The organism is Aquimarina sp. AWH4_224 (genome assembly GCF_056160245.1).
In genome coordinates, this window is sequence record NZ_JBSWWU010000001.1 from 264,917 (window position 1) to 283,259 (window position 18,343).

Genomic DNA, 18,343 nt, shown 5'->3' on the forward strand with positions numbered 1-18,343 from the left:
CTAATCCATAATTACAAAATTTGATCTTCTGTTTTTACGATACTCTTCTTCGTTACAATCTTGACCATCGAGACAATCGTTGACTGGACGAGTTTCTCCAAATCCAACATAAGATAAAATTCTATTTCTGGAAACGTTTTGACTTACTAAGTAGTTGTAAATAGACTCTGCTCTTTTTTGGGATAAATCAAGGTTATAATCATGATTACCTCTACTATCTGAGTGAGTTTCGATCTTGATCACCATATCTGGATAGTCCTTGGTCATCAATTCAACAATTTTATTTAGTTCTAGTTCTGCTCTTTCAGTAATATCCCATTTATCAAATTCGAAATAGATCTCATTCAAATTAATAAGATCATTTATGGTCTTATCCAGTTTTGAATTTGCTTCCAAACCTGTTTTTGGTGGAGTAGAGCTTTGCACTATATCACCAGGTGTAATTCCTCCGCTTTTAGTATTAGAAGACCTGTCTCTTTTGTCAAAATCACCTGGAGTAACCTGGGCAATATCGTGACCTAGTTTCTTCTTTGGTATAGCAACCAAGCTGCTAGCGTTAGGGCAATTCAGAGAACTAATGTCGATTGCTAATTTAAACTGATAGTAATCTGGCAAGTCACATTTGTTAATGTGATTATATCCTTTAGAGTACTTTATCGTTTCATTTAATGATCCATTAAACTCTGCTGTAACAGGTTGATCAACTACGGTAATGTCATCTATGGTTTCAATAGATTCGCAACTGGTATCTACAGTTACATTATAAGATATATGGAAAGGCTCACTATCTATTTTTACCATCTTATTAGGAATGGTGAACAAAATAGTTCTGGTGTTCTTATCGAATTTCGCCTTAACACGTTTTGGTAGCTCTAAAGACTTTTCAGAAAAAATAACATTTTTGGGAAGAACATCTTTAATAATAGTATTTTTCGCATCATCATTACCTTCGTTATGAATAGTAAGGTGATATGTAATCTCCTGCTTAGGCGCTAATACATCTTCAGGATGAATATATCTATTATTATCAGTAAACTTGGACCTTTTAATGATATGGATAGCGGGCTCGTAGATGTCTACACTAAAGGCTACTGCCATTACAGAGTATCCATCGTTATCGGTCTTTAATCTAAATTTAGCTTCCGTTTGATTATTACCTATAATACTGTTTCTTACATTTTTAATATCGAATAAGTCGGCATCATAACCAAGCGTATTCTGACTGGCAGGTACTCTGGTCTTAATGTTTCTTCCGTTCTCAGTAATATTGGCGTTAAAGAAATTATTCATAGGATTCGTACCATCTGCAAGACTCTTATATTTGTTGGTCTCGTTAGACATTACTTGAAAACGATCTCCACGAATTCCTTTATCTCCTTCATAAGCAATTACTCCAATTTTTCCGTGAACTGCACCATTAGGTATGGTTTGGAAGTTGTTGAAGGAAAATGCAACAGGTTTAGATTTAGAATCAATATTTACGAAACCATCATACACGTAAAATCTTTTTCTGGGTTTTGTATGATCTTCATAAATAACGATCATTGTCCAGCCTCCCGCTAATCCATTTCCAAGAGTTGCATCGTCATTTATTTCCGAAGTAGTGGCAGGTATATTAGCTAGGGTATAGGTTCCCAGCGGATTTTTTAAGTTTAGTACATCTTCTGTTATATCCTTATAACATGAATATTGTTTAAATAAGGCTTCAGAATCGTTGTAATAATCATGAATAATTTTACCGTCCGTAATAGTAGCATATTCACTTTGTCCTGGATACTTAATTTTTATAGAAGTAATATCCTCAGTTCGATTTTCGTCAGCATATGAAGCGGTCCAATAAAGACCAACGTGTCTTATAGTACTACATTCTGTGTCAATGATAAGATCTGCACTACTAGAGTTAAAGGTAGAAGGGTCATTATCAATATCGATAAATCCCATTCTAAATTGATTATTCAATCCACCATCATTGTAGCTTTTGTTGGGGTCAAAAACCCCAGTACCATCGTCATTACTGACTTTTCCTAATATTGTATTGGAAACAAACTTAAAATCCCCCTTGAAAGTAAATTCGGTCCTTTTTTCTAAAGGAACCTCTACTTGTCCATACATAGATAGACTGCAAAAGATTGCAGTAACCATTAGTAGGTTTAAGCTTTGTAATCCAAAAAGATTTCCTTTCTTCATAATCTCTTTTTCCACTTTTCTAGTTTTTTAGCCCTTGCATTTTGACTTAATTCGTGCGAGTTTTGCTTGGGGGGAAGCACTCCTAATTAAGGGAAAACCGTATGTAAATTTAGATTTTAACATTTACATAAATAAGAAAAAACACAGGTTTTCGATGTAAATACAATTTTTATCGATCAAAACCAGCCCTCTATCGACTTCATATTCACTTGTTTATCTCGCTTCATTACTTCATATCCTTGTCTTTTAACAGTAATTTATCGTTATATCAGAATAAAACAGATCAAATTAATTTTTTGATTTAACGGTTATTTTATTCTAGGTTATAACAATTATTGAATGTGAATTAGTAAACTTGTATTACATAACTCATTTTTGCCATTTATAGTATAGAAATCATGAAAACTTTATATATCATTAGACATGCCAAATCTTCTTGGGATTATGATGTTCCCGATGATCAAAGACCATTAAGTAATAGAGGACTCAGAGATGCCGAGTTGATTGGGAAACATCTGAAAACCCTAGTAAAACCTATAGATTTGGTCCTAAGTAGCCCTGCAGAACGGGCTTATACGACTTCACAAATTGTTTTGGACAATCTGTCGATCGATAAAGATGTATTTCGTTTAGAACCAGATCTTTATGATTTTGGTGGAAACAAAGTTTTGGAAGTAATTAAAAATTGTAAGAATGAGATTAATACACTTCTTATTTTTGGTCACAACCATGCATTCACTTCGATAGTAAATTTATTAGGAGATCAGAGCATTGATAACCTACCTACCGCTGGGGCTGTTGGTATTGAGTTTGAAGAGGAGCAATGGGATCAAATTTCTGTAGGAAAAATCGTTCTTATGGTTTTTCCTAAATCTTTACGATAAATATGGAATTAATTAACAATCAGTATATTAATAGGGAATTAAGCTGGTTGCAGTTTAATGCAAGAGTATTACAGGAAGCTGCAGATGATAGTGTTCCTTTGGTTGAACGTTTACGTTTTATTGGGATATTTTCTAATAACTTAGATGAATTCTTTAAAGTACGCTATGCAACGATCAAAAGGATAGATTTGGCGGGAAAAGACGGTAAGAATGTCTTGAAAGGAACCACAGCAAGCAATCTATTGGAAAGAATCACTAAGATCGTGATCAAACAACAGGCAGAGAGTTTAAAAACCATTGATACGATAGGGGAAAAGCTGGAATCTCGTAATATCTTTATTATTAACGAGGATCAAGTGAGTGAGGATCAAGATCAGTTTATTCGTAATTATTTTGTGAGTAAAGTAAGTCCCGCTTTGGTAACTTATATTTTGAATGACCTTGAAGAGTTTCCGCATCTAAAGGATAGTGTAGCGTATTTGGCGGTAAAACTTGTATTGAAAGAACGAATTCCTAAAGAAGGAAGGATTTCCAAGATTTTGCAACAAACAACCAAAGAGAAGATATATGCGCTTATAGAAATCCCTAAAAACATGGATCGATTTGTGGTCTTACCAGAGAAAGATGGGAAACAGTATATTATCATTCTTGACGATTTGATTAGGTACTGTATGCGTATTAACTTCAGTATTTTTGATTATGTAAGTGCATCTGCGCATATGATTAAAATCACAAGAGATGCGCAGTTAGATTTTGATAATGATCTTAGTAAAAGTTTTATCCAAAAAATATCTAGTAGTGTAAAATCCAGAAGGGATGGAGAACCTGTTCGATTCGTTTATGATAAAGAGATCGAAAAGGATACGTTAGAATTCCTAATGGAGAAAATGGAAATTGATAATACCGATAGTATTATTCCAGGTGGTAGGTACCACAACCGAAGAGATTATATGCGCTTTCCTGATTTAGGAAATCCTGAACTCACTTATCAAACCATGCAACCTCTTACCATTCCTGGTCTACCATTGCAAGGTAGTTTGTTAGATAAAATTGCGAAAAAGGATTTTCTTCAATACACCCCTTACCATACGTTTTCTTACACGGTAAAGTTTTTAAGAGAATCCGCTATTGATCCTAAAGTAAAAAGCATAAAAATCACTATATACCGACTGGCTAGTATTTCTCATATCGCCAGTTCTTTGATTAATGCTGTAAAAAATGGGAAAAAGGTAACGGTACAAATTGAGCTACAGGCCAGGTTTGACGAGGCTGCTAATATTAGATATGCAGAGCAGATGCAAAGAGAAGGTGTGCATCTTAATTTTGGAGTTACTGGACTTAAAGTGCATTGTAAAGCCTGCGTTATAGAACGTGAAGAAAAAGGAAAAACCAAGAGATACGGTTTTATAAGTACGGGTAATTTTAATGAATCTACAGCCAAGATATATACAGATTATACCTTGTTTACCACCAACGAGGCTATTCTTAAGGAAACTAATCGGGTATTTAAATTTTTTGAAATCAACTACAAAGTCAATCGATACAAACACCTTTTGGTATCCCCACATTATACACGATCTTCTTTGGTAAAATTGATTAATAACGAAATCACGAATAGCGAAAACGGATTACCAGCAAGAATACGATTGAAACTCAATAGTCTTAGTGACTATGATATGATTGATAAGCTATATGAAGCCAGTAGAGCAGGGGTGAAAATAGATTTAATCATTCGCGGAATTTGCTGCTTAATTCCAGGTATCCCCGGAATGAGCGAAAATATAAGAGCTATCAGTATAATAGATAAATTTTTGGAACATCCACGATTACTAATTTTTGAGAATGGGGGGGATCCTAAAGTGTATATTTCATCAGCAGACTGGATGACTCGAAATCTAGATCGAAGAGTCGAAATCTCATGTCCTATCTACGATGAAGATATCAAATTAGAACTTATGGAAACTTTTGATATCTCCTGGAACGATAATGTAAAGGCTAGGATTCTTTCTAAAGATCAGGATAATGCTTACATTCGAAACGAAAAAGAAAAAATAAGATCACAGGTTGCTGCCTATGATTACTATTTAGAGAAACTAGGAAATTAATTATTTTGTTGACAATAGAAAAATACGGAGCCATAGATATAGGTTCCAATGCGATTAGATTATTAATCAGTAGTGTCCACGAAGAAGAAGGAAAGGCCACTAGATTCAAAAAAACTAGTTTAGTTCGTGTTCCGATACGATTAGGAGCTGATGTATTTAAAGATAAAAGAGTTTCTGAAGCAAATATCGCCCGAATGCTCGATACCATGCAAGCGTATCAATTACTCATGAAAACCCACAAAGTAGTTCGATACAAGGCTTGTGCTACTTCCGCAATGCGCGAGGCAGAAAACGGAAAAGAACTTGTGCAATTGATAAAAGATCAAACTGGAATTCAAATCGATATTATTGATGGAAAAGATGAAGCCGCAATTATTGCGATGACAGATCTTCATCAATTGATCAATACTGATGCTTCTTATCTTTATGTTGATGTAGGAGGGGGGAGTACAGAATTTACACTATATCATAACGGAAATACAGTGACTTCCAGATCCTTCAAATTGGGAACGGTAAGATTGCTCAACAATTTGGTTCCAGATCAAACCTGGAATGAAGTCCAAAATTGGATACAAGAGATTACCCAAGATTATAATCGGATATCGTTGATCGGTTCTGGAGGGAATATCAATAATATTTTCAAGAATAGCGGAAAAAGCATGGGTAAACCCTTATCATTCTTATACCTCAGTTCGTATTACAAACTTTTGAATTCGTTGACCTATGAAGAACGAATATGGGAACTTAATTTGAATCAGGATAGAGCCGATGTAATTGTGCCCGCAGCAAGGATTTATCTATCTGCCATGAAATGGAGCGGAGCCAAAGATATTTACGTTCCAAAGATCGGATTGTCGGATGGGATCATTAAATCCTTGTACAATGAAAAATTGAAAAACAAATAATTCCATAAAATCTGTATATTTACTGCCAGATTTCCCCCTGATATTGTAATTAAACACATATTTACTATGAAAAAAACTTTACTTTACGTTGGTATCTTTTTATTCACTCTTTCAGGAGTATTAGCACAAGAAAAAACGTATGGAGTTCGTCTGGGAGCAAATCTTAGTTCAATCAGTTCTGATGATATTCCAGAAAACCTGGAAGATAATCGATTCGGTTTTGTGGTTGGTTTTCTGGCCGAATATCCTATCAAGGATCGAATAAGTTTTCAACCAGAATTGCAGTATTCTTCTCAAGGAAATGATGATGAAGCACTTCGTGTGGATTATTTAAAACTTCCCTTGTTCTTCAAGTACAATTTCACAAACATTTTTAATGTTCATATTGGGCCTCAGGTAGGGCTTAAAATATGGGAATGGGAAGACAACGCTGGTATAGATGCCAACTTCAATACTTTTGATTTTGCTGCGGTTGCCGGAATCGGAGTCAACATTACCGAGAATTTCTTTGCAGATCTTCGTTATGACTTTGGATTGTCTAATGTTTTCGATGATGAAGGTGTAACCGGAGGAGCAGATGGGAATAACAGTGTTATACAACTTTCCTTTGGATACAAGCTTTAAGCTATCCAATATTTACAATATATGATCTAATGTTTATATTGAGTGTCTTAAGAACTGTAAAAACTTTTGTTGAGTATAATTCGGTTCTTAAGACATTCTATTCGTAATGATCTTTTGAGATCGTTAAACATCTTATTAGTGATCACCCTAGATGCTCTAATGTAGTTTGCAAATTCTTCTTGATTAAGAGGGCAATATAACGCAATACGGTATTCATCCGCCGATGGAATCTCAAAGTTCTTTTGAAATTCTAATAAGGTTTCCTTTACTCTGTTTTCTACAAACCTGTTCTGCAGGATTCGAATTCGTCTTTCCAGAAGACAACATTCTATTCCAATCAAGCAAAATACTTCAGTAGGTAGAATGATCTTTTTCTGAAGCATAGATTGTATCTGATGTATTTCAAATTCATAAACTATCGTTTTTGCCTGAAGGGCTTGGTAGGTATAATTGAGTGTGTCTTCGACAAAGATTTGACAACTTCCAAAAAACTGATTTTCAGCTAGTATTATAGATATGAGTAATTCTCCAGATTCATTGGGGTAACTTAACTTAATGGCACCACTTCTTACCAAATAAAGTCTTTTCCGGTTGGTCTTGTGATAGGGTCTAATAATTTCATTTTGATCATACGTGTTGCAATGATGAATCCCTTGTTTTACCAAAAGATCAAATAATTTAATAGTCATGTTTTTGTTTGTTGGTTTTAAGTTGCTTCTTTCTGACTATTAATATTTGCTAAGTAACTTTCGTATTAACATTCCGTTAGTACATTTATTATAATTTTGACGCAATTTTTCTGCGTAAACAACATAAAAAGTGCTAATTCTTAGAAAATAAATTAAATTTTGGTGTTAGAATTTTTATAACGATTGAGTTTGAGTTGGAATAATTTCGGTTTTCACAATCATGATAATTAACTCTTAAAACCAAAACTCATGAAATTTTTTAATTCTAAAGCGTTAGCTATAGTTAGTATAGCTGTGCTGGGAGGGCTTTTTTTTACTTCATTTGTAAAGTCTTCCCTAAATCAAAATGTCGAAATTAATTACAAGAATTCTGTAGTAAGCTATTACGGAAGTACTTCGGTGACCAAAGCAGATCTGGTCTCTCAAGCCAAGCTTATCGATATTGCTGATCGTAGGTTCGAAACCAAATGGGTAAACAAAGATCCCAAAGGAATCTCGGAAGAATACACTCGCAAGGGAGCCGTATTTATGAAACCTGGTAAAAAACCCAGATTGGGAAGAAATGAGATCGAAAAAGAATTTTCTGAAAGTGTACAGGTTATAGACCGTGTAGAATTCTTTCAGGATGAACTGCAGTTTTTTGGCGACATGGATGTAGCTTTCCAACGCTGTCATATGTTGGGATATAAAAATACCAGTTCTTCTCCGGTATTTGAAGGGTCCTATGTAATTCTCTGGAAGAAAGAAAAAGGAGAATGGCTTATTGAGTATGATATGTTTAACGCTGATAAATAGCAGATAAGCGTATTATAACAAATCCTAGATCATTCAACCTTTTAAAAATGGCATAGTTACATAGTTATGCCCAATCACAAACGTTCCCTTCTTTGCAAGCTAAAGAGGGAAATGCATTTAATCTCAACATAATGAAAATTAATACATCAGATATTTTATCTGCAGTCCACCAATATGGAACCCCAGCATACATCTACGACGGGGAACAATTGATATCTAATTATAAAAACCTGAAAAATGCGCTGCCCAACTTTGTAGATGTGTTTTATGCCTTAAAAGTGAATCCTAATGTTTCTTTGGTAAAACTGTTACGATCTCAAGGCGCTTGTACAGAAGTATGTTCAGTTACCGAACTAGAAATTGCACTCAAAGCCGGTTCAACCCCAGAAGATATTATATACCTGGGGCCTTGTAAAAAAGACTATGAGCTTAAAAGGGCTATCGAATTGGGGATTTATGCTATTGTCATAGAATCCGAAACGGAACTAAAAAGAGTTTCCAGTTTTGCTAATAATGCCGGAGTCACTGCAAATGTGGCTATTCGGATCAACCCCGATTTTTCTGCAGAAGGTTCTCCATGGAAAATGGGAGGTAGACCTACTCATTTTGGTATTGAGGAAAAACAAGCCATACAAAACTTTGGAAGTTATCTTGCTACACCAAACATACATGTACGAGGAATACATGTATACAATGGGACGAATATTCTGGAAGCTCAATCCGTATTCGAAAACACCAGGTACATTCTGAATCTTTATGATCAAATTTCGCAGAAATATCACTACCATTTTACCATGGTAGATGTTGGAGGGGGAATGGGAGTGCCTTATTTTCAAAATCAGGAACCCTTGGATATTACATTGTTTGAAGAGCTGATGGAGCCATTGTTTACTTCATTTCATGACAAATATCCTGATACCCGAATTATTATGGAATCTGGTCGATTTATAATCGGGACAGCAGGCGCAATGGCAGTGCAAGTGAATAACTTAAAATCGAATCATGGAAAGCTCTTTGCGGTTACCGACGGAGGAACAAATTGCCATTCTGCAGCAGCTGGATCGGGAAGAGTAGTCAAAAGAAATTTCCCAATTCAAAATATATCCGCGAGTTCTGACACTGCGAAAAAAATATATCAGGTGTCTGGGCCATTGTGCAGTCCTGATGATATCATAGGGCGTAATATTGAACTTAATGAAATAAGTCTGGATGATATTTTGCTGGTTAAATTATCAGGAGCTTATGGACCAACATCATCACCAGTTCTGTTTCATAGTCATGGATACCCTGCCGAGATACTATTGTATCAGGATGAATCATTTCTTATTCGGGAAAAAGACACTTCTATGGATATTATAAATAAACAAATAGAAGTTGATTTCAAACACACTAAACTCATAACAAATTAGCACATGGATACTCTTAAAATATTAGATACAATCAAAGATGGATTACTGGACAGTATTCCGAATATCACAAAAGAACAAATTCAATTAGAAGCTCATCTCAAAAATGATTTGGGGATCGATTCTCTCTCGTCAATGTTCTTTCTTACCTATTTAGAAGATCATATTCATGGTTTTGAAGTCAATGCCGATACTATAGAAGCCAGGCATTTTAATACGTTGCAAACCATTTATGACTATGTACTATCAGAGCTGAAAGTGAACACTTCTGTTTCGGTGCATTAAATAAACTTCTAATACATTTTAAATACAATAATAATGATACCAAAAATGCAAAACTTTTTGGAGGAAACCGTACGTCTTTATCCCAAAAAGACGGCGGTGACTTTCTCCGGAAATTCATATACATTTTCAGATATAGAAGAACAATCCAATAGTTTGGCTTCTTATCTGCAAAAACAGGGTGTTCAAAGAGGAGACCGTGCAGTAATTTTATTGGGCAACAAGATCGAAACCATTGTTTCCTTTTGGGCAATCCTAAAAGTGGGCGCAATTGTCATTCCTGTAGGTATGGAGTTGAAATCTGGTAAAATAGAATATATCCTTAAAGATTCTGGCGCCGTTGTACTTATCACCACCGCAGAAATAGCGACAAAGAATGCTTCCATTCTTCAACAATCCTATCTCAAAGAAACGTTGATCGTAGATGGACCAACAAATACCAAAGGACAAGTTGATTATGATAAGATGCTTAAAGATAATCATGATGTTCTACAACCCAGTGGACTTATTAGCAAAGATTTGGCCGCGATTTTATATACTTCGGGCTCTACAGGTGAGCCCAAAGGAGTAATGCTATCTCATGAAAATATGATAGCCGCTACCCATTCTTTGAATACTTATTTGGCATATACAACCGAAGATAAAGTGCTTTGTGCCTTGCCCTTATCATTTGATTATGGGTTGTACCAAATGATTATGAGTGTTTCCAAAGGAGCTACATTGATATTGGAAAAAGAATCAACCTGGCCCATCTTTTTACTTAAGAAAATACTACAAGAAAAGATCACCATATTTCCCGTAGTACCTACGATGGTAATGTTGTTGCATGAGCAAAACAAGAAATATCAATTTGATCTTTCTAGTATCCGAAAAGTAACCAATACTGGAGCAGCACTTACTCAAAATAATATCCAAATGGTGCAGGAATTGTTTCCTCATGCTGAAATATATTCCATGTACGGACTTACTGAATGTAAACGGTGTACGTATTTACCACCTTCTGAAATTGACAAAAAACCAGATAGCGTAGGCATAGCGATCCCTAATACCGAATTGTGGTTGATAGATGATGAGGAACAGAGAATTACTACACCACATGCGGTAGGGCAGTTAGTGATCAGAGGAGCAACGGTAATGCAAGGGTATTGGAATAAACCTGAAAAAACCGCTGTCAAACTCAGGCCTGGTTTACATTCTGGAGAGAAAGTACTTTATACAGGAGATTTATGTGCTTTGGATGAGGATGGGTATCTCTATTTTAAAGGCAGAATGGATCATATGATCAATTCGAGAGGAATCAAAGTCAGTCCAAAAGAAGTAGAGGATTACCTGGGGAGCATTCCATCAATAAATGCAGCAGTAATCACAGCGATTCCTCATGAGGATTATGGAGAAGCGTTATTTGCTTTTGTAGTCCTAAAAGAAGGACAGACTACCTCTGAAAAGGAAATTTTATCCCTTTGTGCTACACATCTAGAAGCTTACAAAGTGCCAGAGTTTGTGGAGATACTTTCGTCTATCCCAAAGACTCCAAATGGGAAATTTGATCTTATTGCCTTAAAAGAAAGAGCTTTACGAATAGCAAAGACTGATGCGAAGGCATTTTTAACCTAAGGTATGGATATAGAATATGAAGTAGACGGGTTAGTGCTGAGAGCAAAAACCTGGGGGAATAAAAACGGTTATCCGGTATTAGGGCTTCATGGTTGGTTAGATAATGCTTGTACGTTTGATAAGATAGCACCCTTGTTTTCGCCAGATATCTATTTTATAGCAATAGACTTGGCTGGGCATGGCTTATCGGATCACCGGGATGCCAACAGTTCTTACTACTTATGGGATTATGCGGCAGATGTTCTTAAAGTATTAGATGTGCTTGGATACAAAAAAATAAGTGTCATAGCGCATTCTATGGGGACTGGTATTGCTTGTGTTTTGGCAAGTGCTATATCGAGCGTAATAGAAAAAATGGTCTTTATAGATGGTTTGGGACCTCCATTTGTGGCTCAGAAGGAAGAAGAAGTCGTCATTAATTTTTATAGGGCTATTCGACAGTTGCGAATGGCAAAAAAGACGAAGTTATATGGTTTTTCTTCGCCAGAAACAGCACAATTCTCATCGGTAACAGCTGCAATAGAAGATCGGGTAAACAATCCTATAGGTAAGATATCTCATAATGCAGTGGCTAATTTGTTGAATAGAGCTTTAGTCAAACTTCCCAACGGATATCGCTGGAGTCATGATCCCAGAATTGTATTGCCAGAACGCTATCGAATTACAGAATCTCAGGCACAAGCCTTTATACAAGCGATAACCTGTCAAACCCTTATTGTTTTAGGAAAACAAGGACTGTTTTCCAAAGGAATGTTTAAAGCTCGATTGAGCAAATTTCAGCAAGGCAAGATCCATTGGATGGAAGGTGGGCATCATCTTCATTTGGAAGAATCACATGATAAGATCGCTTTATTAATTAATGAATTTTTACAAAAAGAAATAAATAATGAAAACTATTAAATGTACAATACTGCTATTTATGCTGGTAGGAGGATATGTTTTTTCTCAAGAAGAAGAACAAACCAACAAAACTACTTTTGCGACTAAGATTATTCATAACAGTGTAGCAGGATTCTATCCGATTTTCTTCGGAAATTTTGAAACCAATAAGAACTATGATATTACCTTTTATACTATTTTTTGGACCAATCCTTCTTTTGGGAATCTTCCATCGGGCAGTGATTTGTTATTAGAAACTGCTGTAGGATTGGGATTCAAATTTTTTGACAACTCATTGTATGTAAACCCTTCTTTTGGAATCACAAGTGGTAAATTTTCTTCGAATAGTACTGGAACCAAAATTGCCGAAGGAATTGTGCCGAGTTTGTATGTCAACTATCAGACCAACATTATTGATTTTGAAGGGTATATTTCTTATTACAAATCCATACGGGAAGATGATGATATTCTTACCAAAGATTATTTGCTAAACTGGATAGCTCCAGGGATACATGTGAGCAAGCGATTGGTCGCTGGTCTGTTTTATGAGTCGTTTGGAGTGACTCGACAAGAGGAAGGGGATCCGTTGCTAGTGTATCAATGGCTAGGAGGGTCGTTAAAGTTGAAATTCGATAAAGGTATTGCGTTTAGAATATCGATGGGAGCTACTTTAAATACGGATGCCGGAACTTCGGATGAGTTTTACAAGGTGTCAGCTTTTATTCCCTTGTAGAGAGGATATAAATAAAAAGAGGGTCAAACTGACCCTCTTTGTTAACCGTGTATTGTTTCTTTGGTACCGAGATCTTTCATGATTTCGGCTTCAAATTCGAGAAGATCTTGCCATTTTCTATCTACTTCTTCTCGTTTTCCGTATTTACGGGCAAAATTTAGAAACATCGTATAATGATTGGCTTCGCTTACCATAAGGTCTCTATAGAACTTGGCTAGCTCTTGATCTTCAAGTTCTTCAGAAAGCAATTTGAATCGCTCACAACTTCTGGCTTCAATAAGCGCGGCATATAATAAGCGATGTACCAAGTGAGTTTCTCTACTTCCTCCTTTTGGGAAAAACTTCAGTAATTTGTTGACATACTCATCCTTTCTATCTCTACCTAAAGTCCATCCTCGAGCAATAATTTTATCATGCACCATTTTGAAATGACTAATTTCTTCTTTTACCAATTTGGTCATTTCTTGAACCAGATCAGTATATTCGGGAAAACTTACAATTAAAGAAATTGCAGTAGAAGCCGCTTTTTGCTCACAAAACGCATGATCCGTTAAGATCTCTTCAATATTCTTTTCAACAATGTTTACCCATCTTGGATCGGTAGGAAGTTTTAAACCTAGCATCTTTTTATTTTTTAATTAGCCATCAGGACATATGAGTCCATCAATGTATTAGCAAAGATACTTATCCTGTAGAACTTCTAAAAAAAAGTGGATTTAAAAAAAGGGAGTTATTGCTGACCTAAAGATCTAAATCAAACAGAGATCGTAGCTTATCAATAAGTGGGTTTTTCTCTTTTAACTTCTCGTATTTGTCTTGAGGGGTAAAAGCATATTTTTTGGAAGCTTCTTCATTTACATGAATAACAAGTTCTATACTATAATTGTTTAACTTCCTGTATAAAAATTGAAATAAACCAGGAAGGGCATTCTCCAAATCTACTTTCATGGATTGATTAGGAAGCTCTACCTGAATTTTACCTTCATTATTCATACTCGGTACATTCATCGCAAACATAGAACCGATAATACGTTCTCCCTTCTTATCTTGCAATTTACCATATTCGATCCAGGCATCTTTCATTTCAGATTCTGTAAACTCATCATGCGGTAAAGAGTTTGGATCAACTATACTGTCTACTTGCTTTTCCTGATGCTCTTTCTTTTTGCGAATACTACTCAAGGATAAACCAGAAGTCTTTTTACGAGGGGAAGATATAGAAAGATTATTCTTAGTTTCAGCAGCTGGTGTTGGAGTAACGACTTCGCTTTCTGTACTATTTACTTCTTGATTAGTGATTTGAATATTTTCTTTTTCCTGAATATTACTATCTGTTGTTTCTACTGAAACAGGAATGGGTTCAGGAGCTGAACTTTCAATAGGAACAGGCTTCGTTTCAACCTTCTCTTTAATCTCTTGATTAATTTTTATGGGTTGAATACCTTTTTCTTTGAAATAAGAAGGAGGAATTATGTAGGGTTTGTCATTTTTTTTTTCTCCATCCGGAGTAAGGATAGAGGCAAGCTGCATCAAACATAGTTCTACCAGTAATCTTTGGTTACGACTGGTTTTATACTTCAGATCACAATCATTGGCCAATTCAATTCCTTTTATGAGAAAGGCATGTGATGCTTTTTGAGATTGCTCTAGATATTTTGCTTTGGTTTGTTCTCCTACTTCCAAAAGATTAATGGTCGCTTGATTTTTGCAGACCAAAAGATCTCTGAAGTGAGAGGCCAATCCTGCAATAAAATGGTGCCCATCAAATCCTTGAGCTAGAATATGATTAAACTCAATAAGTAATTGAGGAATATTATTTTGTAAAATCAAATCGGTAGCCTTAAAATAGGTCTCGTAATCTAGTACATTCAGATTTTCGGTTACCGCTTGTCTGGTTAAGTTTTTACCACTGAAACTAACAACCCGATCAAAAATAGACAACGCATCTCGCATTGCTCCGTCCGCTTTTTGTGCAATAATTTGCAATGCATCTTCATCGGCATTAATTCCTTCTTGAGCTGCAACCTGCATCAGATGATTTTTGGCATCAGTTACCGTGATTCTTTTGAAATCAAAGATTTGACATCTGGATAAAATCGTTGGAATGATCTTATGCTTTTCTGTGGTAGCTAATATAAAAATAGCGTGTTTTGGAGGTTCTTCTAATGTCTTTAAGAAAGCATTAAAAGCAGCTTGCGATAACATATGAACCTCATCGATGATATAGACCTTGTATTTTCCTACTTGTGGAGGAATACGCACCTGATCAATAAGATTCCGAATATCGTCAACAGAGTTATTGGAAGCTGCATCAAGCTCAAAAATATTGAATGCAAAATCTTCGTCCGGATGTTCGTTTCCATCTTGATTGATTGTTTTTGCCAATATTCTTGCACAAGAGGTTTTACCAACTCCTCTCGGACCAGTAAATAGCAAAGCCTGCGCCAAATGGTTGTTTTCTATAGCATTTAGCAAAGTATTGGTAATAGCCTGTTGCCCTACAACATCCTTGAAGGTTTGAGGTCTATATTTCCGTGCAGATACTATAAAGTGTTCCATCGCTACAAAGTTAAAAATTGCAGCCATAAATTACATTTCAGGATTTGGTTTTTATATTTAGTTATTAACAGCTGTTGTACTTATTGAATTTATGATATTTTTGCAGCAAGCAGATCACCTTATCGCGGCGCTGTCGAGGAAAGTCCGGACACCATAGCGCAGCATAGCGGGTAACGCCCGTCCGTTGTAAGACGAGGACAAGTGCAACAGAAAGAATGTACAGGTAATGCTGTAGTGAAATCAGGTAAACTCTATGCGGTGCAACGCCATGTAAACCAACTTTTGAGGGTTGCGCGCCCAACGTTGGAGGGTAGGCGGTTAGAGCTAGTAAGTAATTACTGGCCTAGATAAATGATAAGGCCCGTTTTTTTGACGGTGACAGAATCCGGCTTATGATCTGCTTTTTCTTTTCATTTTAGGTACATTATTTGATGCCATATAGTTTTTAAAACCTAAACCAAATGAAAACTGTATTAACTCATCTATTCTTCAAATTACTAATTGTAACTGCATTTGCTCAAGAAAAAATTCCTTCGATTGAAGAGATTATCGGATCCTGGACAGTGGTTCAAGAAGATTATAATGATAGTATTTTATATTTAGAAAAGACCAAGTTATTAGAATATACCACAAAAAGAGACATAAAAATTTATCAGAACAGATATACCAATACCTTAAGAATTAAATATCAAGACCACTTAATTCCCAAAGTTGTAAAAAGGGTTCCGCCCATACCAAGATGCGGGAATGATAGAAGACGTTATAATCAAAAACAAAACCCTTATTTCAAAAAAAGTCTATGCGCATATGATCCGAAGAGTGGTTTTTTTAAGGTTTCTGATCCTCATTTTTTCGATGGGAAATTATTTACCATTCACAAAATTAGCTTTAAAGAAATGCGACTTACAAGGGTCAAATAAGTTTTAAAACTACTTTAACAATAGGCTATACTAAATTTCTTGTACCTTGTGCGGCAAAGAAATTAACCCTATGAAAATTGCGATTGTTTGTTACCCTACTTTTGGAGGTAGTGGAGTAGTGGCTACCGAATTAGGTATTGCCTTGGCAAAATTGAACCATGAAGTTCATTTTATTACCTATAAACAGCCTGTACGCTTGGATTTGTTAAATCCTAACATTCATTTTCATGAGGTTCATGTTCCAACCTATCCGCTTTTTTTGTATCAACCCTATGAGTTGGCTTTATCGAGTAAGCTTGTTGGTATCATTAAGAAACATAATATAGATGTTTTGCATGTGCATTATGCAATACCACATGCGTATGCAGGATACATGGCCAAAAAGATGCTAGAAGAAGAGGGGATTTACATCCCAATGCTCACCACGCTTCATGGTACCGATATAACATTAGTAGGTAATCATCCAAATTATAAACCGGCGGTTACTTTCAGTATTAACAATAGCGATATTGTTACTTCGGTTTCGCAAAGTTTAAAAGATGATACTTTACGTTTGTTCAATATCAAACAGGATATTAAGGTAGTACCAAACTTTATTGATGTAAGTCAACAGAAAACAAGCTTTACCGATTGCCAAAGAGAGGTTATGGCGGCACCAGAAGAACGCATTGTTACTCATATCAGTAACTTTAGACCAGTAAAAAGAATTACAGATATCATTGATATCTTTAATAATATTCAAAAAGAAATGCCAGCCAAATTGTTGATGGTTGGAGAAGGACCAGAGCGCAAACCGGCAGAACAGAAGTGTAAAGAGCTGGGGATTAAGGATAAGGTGATCTTTCTGGGTAATAGCAATGAGATTGATAAAATTTTGTGCTTTTCAGATCTATTCTTACTACCTTCAGAACGAGAGAGCTTTGGACTAGCAGCCTTAGAAGCTATGGTGAATAAAGTGCCTGTTATATCAAGTAATGCTGGAGGAATTCCGGAAGTAAATCGTCATGGGGTATCAGGGTACCTAAGTAATGTTGGTGATGTTGAAGAAATGTCAGTAAACGCGATTAAAATTCTTAAAGATGACGATGTGCTAGAACAGTTTAAGGAGAATGCATACAAGGAAGCAAAAACATTTGATGTAAACGAAATCGTTCCTAAATACATTGCTTTATACGAAGGTGCATTAGCAATGACTTAGGAACGACTTATGTTGTTTTGTTATATTCTCTATATTAGAACTGATAACGGATTCCTAATCCTAGGTCAAAATCCAAATCATCATCATTGTCTCCAAAACCTATTTCCGGTCTAAAATCAAGAGATATGAGTATAGGGATATTGAAGTTGTATTCTATACCGATGTCACCGGCGATAAATAGATAGGTATCACTATCATCTCCTCCAGGAAAATTATCATCCAGATCTACATATACAAATCCTCCACCAGGACCTACATACCAATTAAATCCTTTGTCCAGATTAAATACCCATTGGTATAGCCCTGTAAATTTGATAGCATCTCCAAAATCAAAATCTCTCCATCCCAAATCAAACTCTAGTCGATTGTTTCCACTTAAGCCTAATTGATAAGATATTTCTGCACCAAAACCATCATCGTCTCCCAACCTCAAACCTAATGCATGTTTAGAAATTTCTTGTGATTGAACTGTACTTATCGACGCTACAATAAAAGCTACAATAAATAAAATACGTTTTGTCATAGTTAAATAGGTTTTTTAGATTTATGATATCAAATATAAC

At 35.7% G+C, this 18,343-nt stretch carries 17 protein-coding genes and 1 other RNA gene; 13 read left to right on the forward strand and 5 right to left on the reverse strand.

Going from position 1 to position 18,343, the window contains the following annotated elements; genetic code table 11:
• Window positions 1-2,202, reverse strand: a complete 2,202-nt coding sequence (locus ACXAGJ_RS01175; protein WP_474836372.1) for an OmpA family protein — start codon at window positions 2,200-2,202, stop codon at window positions 1-3.
• A gap of 383 nt (window positions 2,203-2,585) precedes the next feature.
• Between ACXAGJ_RS01175 and ACXAGJ_RS01180 the strand changes: the two genes are divergently transcribed.
• The 4 genes from ACXAGJ_RS01180 (at window position 2,586) to ACXAGJ_RS01195 (ending at window position 6,705) form a co-directional block, all read left to right on the forward strand.
• Window positions 2,586-3,071, forward strand: coding sequence for a SixA phosphatase family protein (locus ACXAGJ_RS01180; protein WP_474836374.1), 486 nt, complete (start codon window positions 2,586-2,588; stop codon window positions 3,069-3,071).
• Between the two features lie 2 nt (window positions 3,072-3,073).
• Window positions 3,074-5,176, forward strand: coding sequence for a polyphosphate kinase 1 (gene ppk1 / locus ACXAGJ_RS01185; protein ID WP_474836376.1), 2,103 nt, complete (start codon window positions 3,074-3,076; stop codon window positions 5,174-5,176).
• Window positions 5,177-5,181: 5 nt separating this feature from the next.
• Complete coding sequence (locus tag ACXAGJ_RS01190) at window positions 5,182-6,081, forward strand: Ppx/GppA phosphatase family protein (RefSeq protein ID WP_474836378.1); 900 nt, start codon at window positions 5,182-5,184, stop codon at window positions 6,079-6,081.
• Between the two features lie 66 nt (window positions 6,082-6,147).
• On the forward strand, window positions 6,148-6,705 hold the full coding sequence (locus ACXAGJ_RS01195; protein WP_473286781.1) for an outer membrane beta-barrel protein: 558 nt from the start codon (window positions 6,148-6,150) through the stop codon (window positions 6,703-6,705).
• 47 nt (window positions 6,706-6,752) lie between these two features.
• Here ACXAGJ_RS01195 and ACXAGJ_RS01200 read toward each other — a convergent pair whose 3' ends face one another.
• A complete protein-coding gene (locus tag ACXAGJ_RS01200) occupies window positions 6,753-7,394 on the reverse strand; it encodes a Crp/Fnr family transcriptional regulator (protein ID WP_474836381.1) in 642 nt (213 codons plus the stop codon).
• A gap of 249 nt (window positions 7,395-7,643) precedes the next feature.
• Here ACXAGJ_RS01200 and ACXAGJ_RS01205 point away from each other — a divergent pair, with 249 nt between their 5' ends.
• From ACXAGJ_RS01205 to ACXAGJ_RS01230, 6 genes are all read left to right on the forward strand, one after another.
• Entirely contained in the window at window positions 7,644-8,189 is a 546-nt protein-coding gene (locus ACXAGJ_RS01205; RefSeq protein WP_474836383.1) for a YybH family protein, read from the forward strand.
• 131 nt (window positions 8,190-8,320) lie between these two features.
• The gene (locus ACXAGJ_RS01210; RefSeq protein WP_474836385.1) at window positions 8,321-9,598 is read left to right on the forward strand and encodes a type III PLP-dependent enzyme domain-containing protein; all 1,278 of its coding nucleotides are present in this window, start codon (window positions 8,321-8,323) and stop codon (window positions 9,596-9,598) included.
• 3 nt (window positions 9,599-9,601) lie between these two features.
• Window positions 9,602-9,880 carry an acyl carrier protein gene (locus ACXAGJ_RS01215; protein WP_474836387.1) on the forward strand — a complete coding sequence of 93 codons (279 nt, stop codon included), beginning with the start codon at window positions 9,602-9,604 and terminating at the stop codon, window positions 9,878-9,880.
• Between the two features lie 33 nt (window positions 9,881-9,913).
• The gene (locus tag ACXAGJ_RS01220; protein ID WP_474836389.1) at window positions 9,914-11,491 is read left to right on the forward strand and encodes a class I adenylate-forming enzyme family protein; all 1,578 of its coding nucleotides are present in this window, start codon (window positions 9,914-9,916) and stop codon (window positions 11,489-11,491) included.
• 3 nt (window positions 11,492-11,494) lie between these two features.
• Window positions 11,495-12,391 (forward strand): alpha/beta fold hydrolase, encoded by an 897-nt coding sequence (locus ACXAGJ_RS01225; protein ID WP_474836392.1) that lies wholly within the window; start codon window positions 11,495-11,497, stop codon window positions 12,389-12,391.
• On the forward strand, window positions 12,378-13,103 hold the full coding sequence (locus ACXAGJ_RS01230; RefSeq protein WP_474836394.1) for a DUF6733 family protein: 726 nt from the start codon (window positions 12,378-12,380) through the stop codon (window positions 13,101-13,103). Before ACXAGJ_RS01225 ends, ACXAGJ_RS01230 begins: the two co-directional genes overlap by 14 nt.
• A gap of 41 nt (window positions 13,104-13,144) precedes the next feature.
• Here ACXAGJ_RS01230 and ACXAGJ_RS01235 read toward each other — a convergent pair whose 3' ends face one another.
• Window positions 13,145-13,726 carry a MiaE family protein gene (locus tag ACXAGJ_RS01235; RefSeq protein ID WP_474836396.1) on the reverse strand — a complete coding sequence of 194 codons (582 nt, stop codon included), beginning with the start codon at window positions 13,724-13,726 and terminating at the stop codon, window positions 13,145-13,147.
• A 118-nt stretch (window positions 13,727-13,844) separates the two neighbouring features.
• Window positions 13,845-15,662 (reverse strand): DNA polymerase III subunit gamma/tau, encoded by a 1,818-nt coding sequence (locus ACXAGJ_RS01240; protein ID WP_474837119.1) that lies wholly within the window; start codon window positions 15,660-15,662, stop codon window positions 13,845-13,847.
• Between the two features lie 106 nt (window positions 15,663-15,768).
• On the opposite strand from ACXAGJ_RS01240, the gene rnpB reads away from it, so the two are divergent.
• From rnpB to bshA, 3 genes are all read left to right on the forward strand, one after another.
• Window positions 15,769-16,070: RNase P RNA component class A (gene rnpB / locus ACXAGJ_RS01245), an RNA gene on the forward strand.
• A gap of 53 nt (window positions 16,071-16,123) precedes the next feature.
• Window positions 16,124-16,582, forward strand: a complete 459-nt coding sequence (locus tag ACXAGJ_RS01250) for a hypothetical protein (RefSeq protein ID WP_474836398.1) — start codon at window positions 16,124-16,126, stop codon at window positions 16,580-16,582.
• A 70-nt stretch (window positions 16,583-16,652) separates the two neighbouring features.
• Complete coding sequence (bshA, locus tag ACXAGJ_RS01255) at window positions 16,653-17,780, forward strand: N-acetyl-alpha-D-glucosaminyl L-malate synthase BshA (RefSeq protein WP_474836400.1); 1,128 nt, start codon at window positions 16,653-16,655, stop codon at window positions 17,778-17,780.
• A 34-nt stretch (window positions 17,781-17,814) separates the two neighbouring features.
• Here bshA and ACXAGJ_RS01260 read toward each other — a convergent pair whose 3' ends face one another.
• Window positions 17,815-18,303 carry a hypothetical protein gene (locus tag ACXAGJ_RS01260; RefSeq protein WP_073313330.1) on the reverse strand — a complete coding sequence of 163 codons (489 nt, stop codon included), beginning with the start codon at window positions 18,301-18,303 and terminating at the stop codon, window positions 17,815-17,817.
• Window positions 18,304-18,343: the final 40 nt, after the last annotated feature.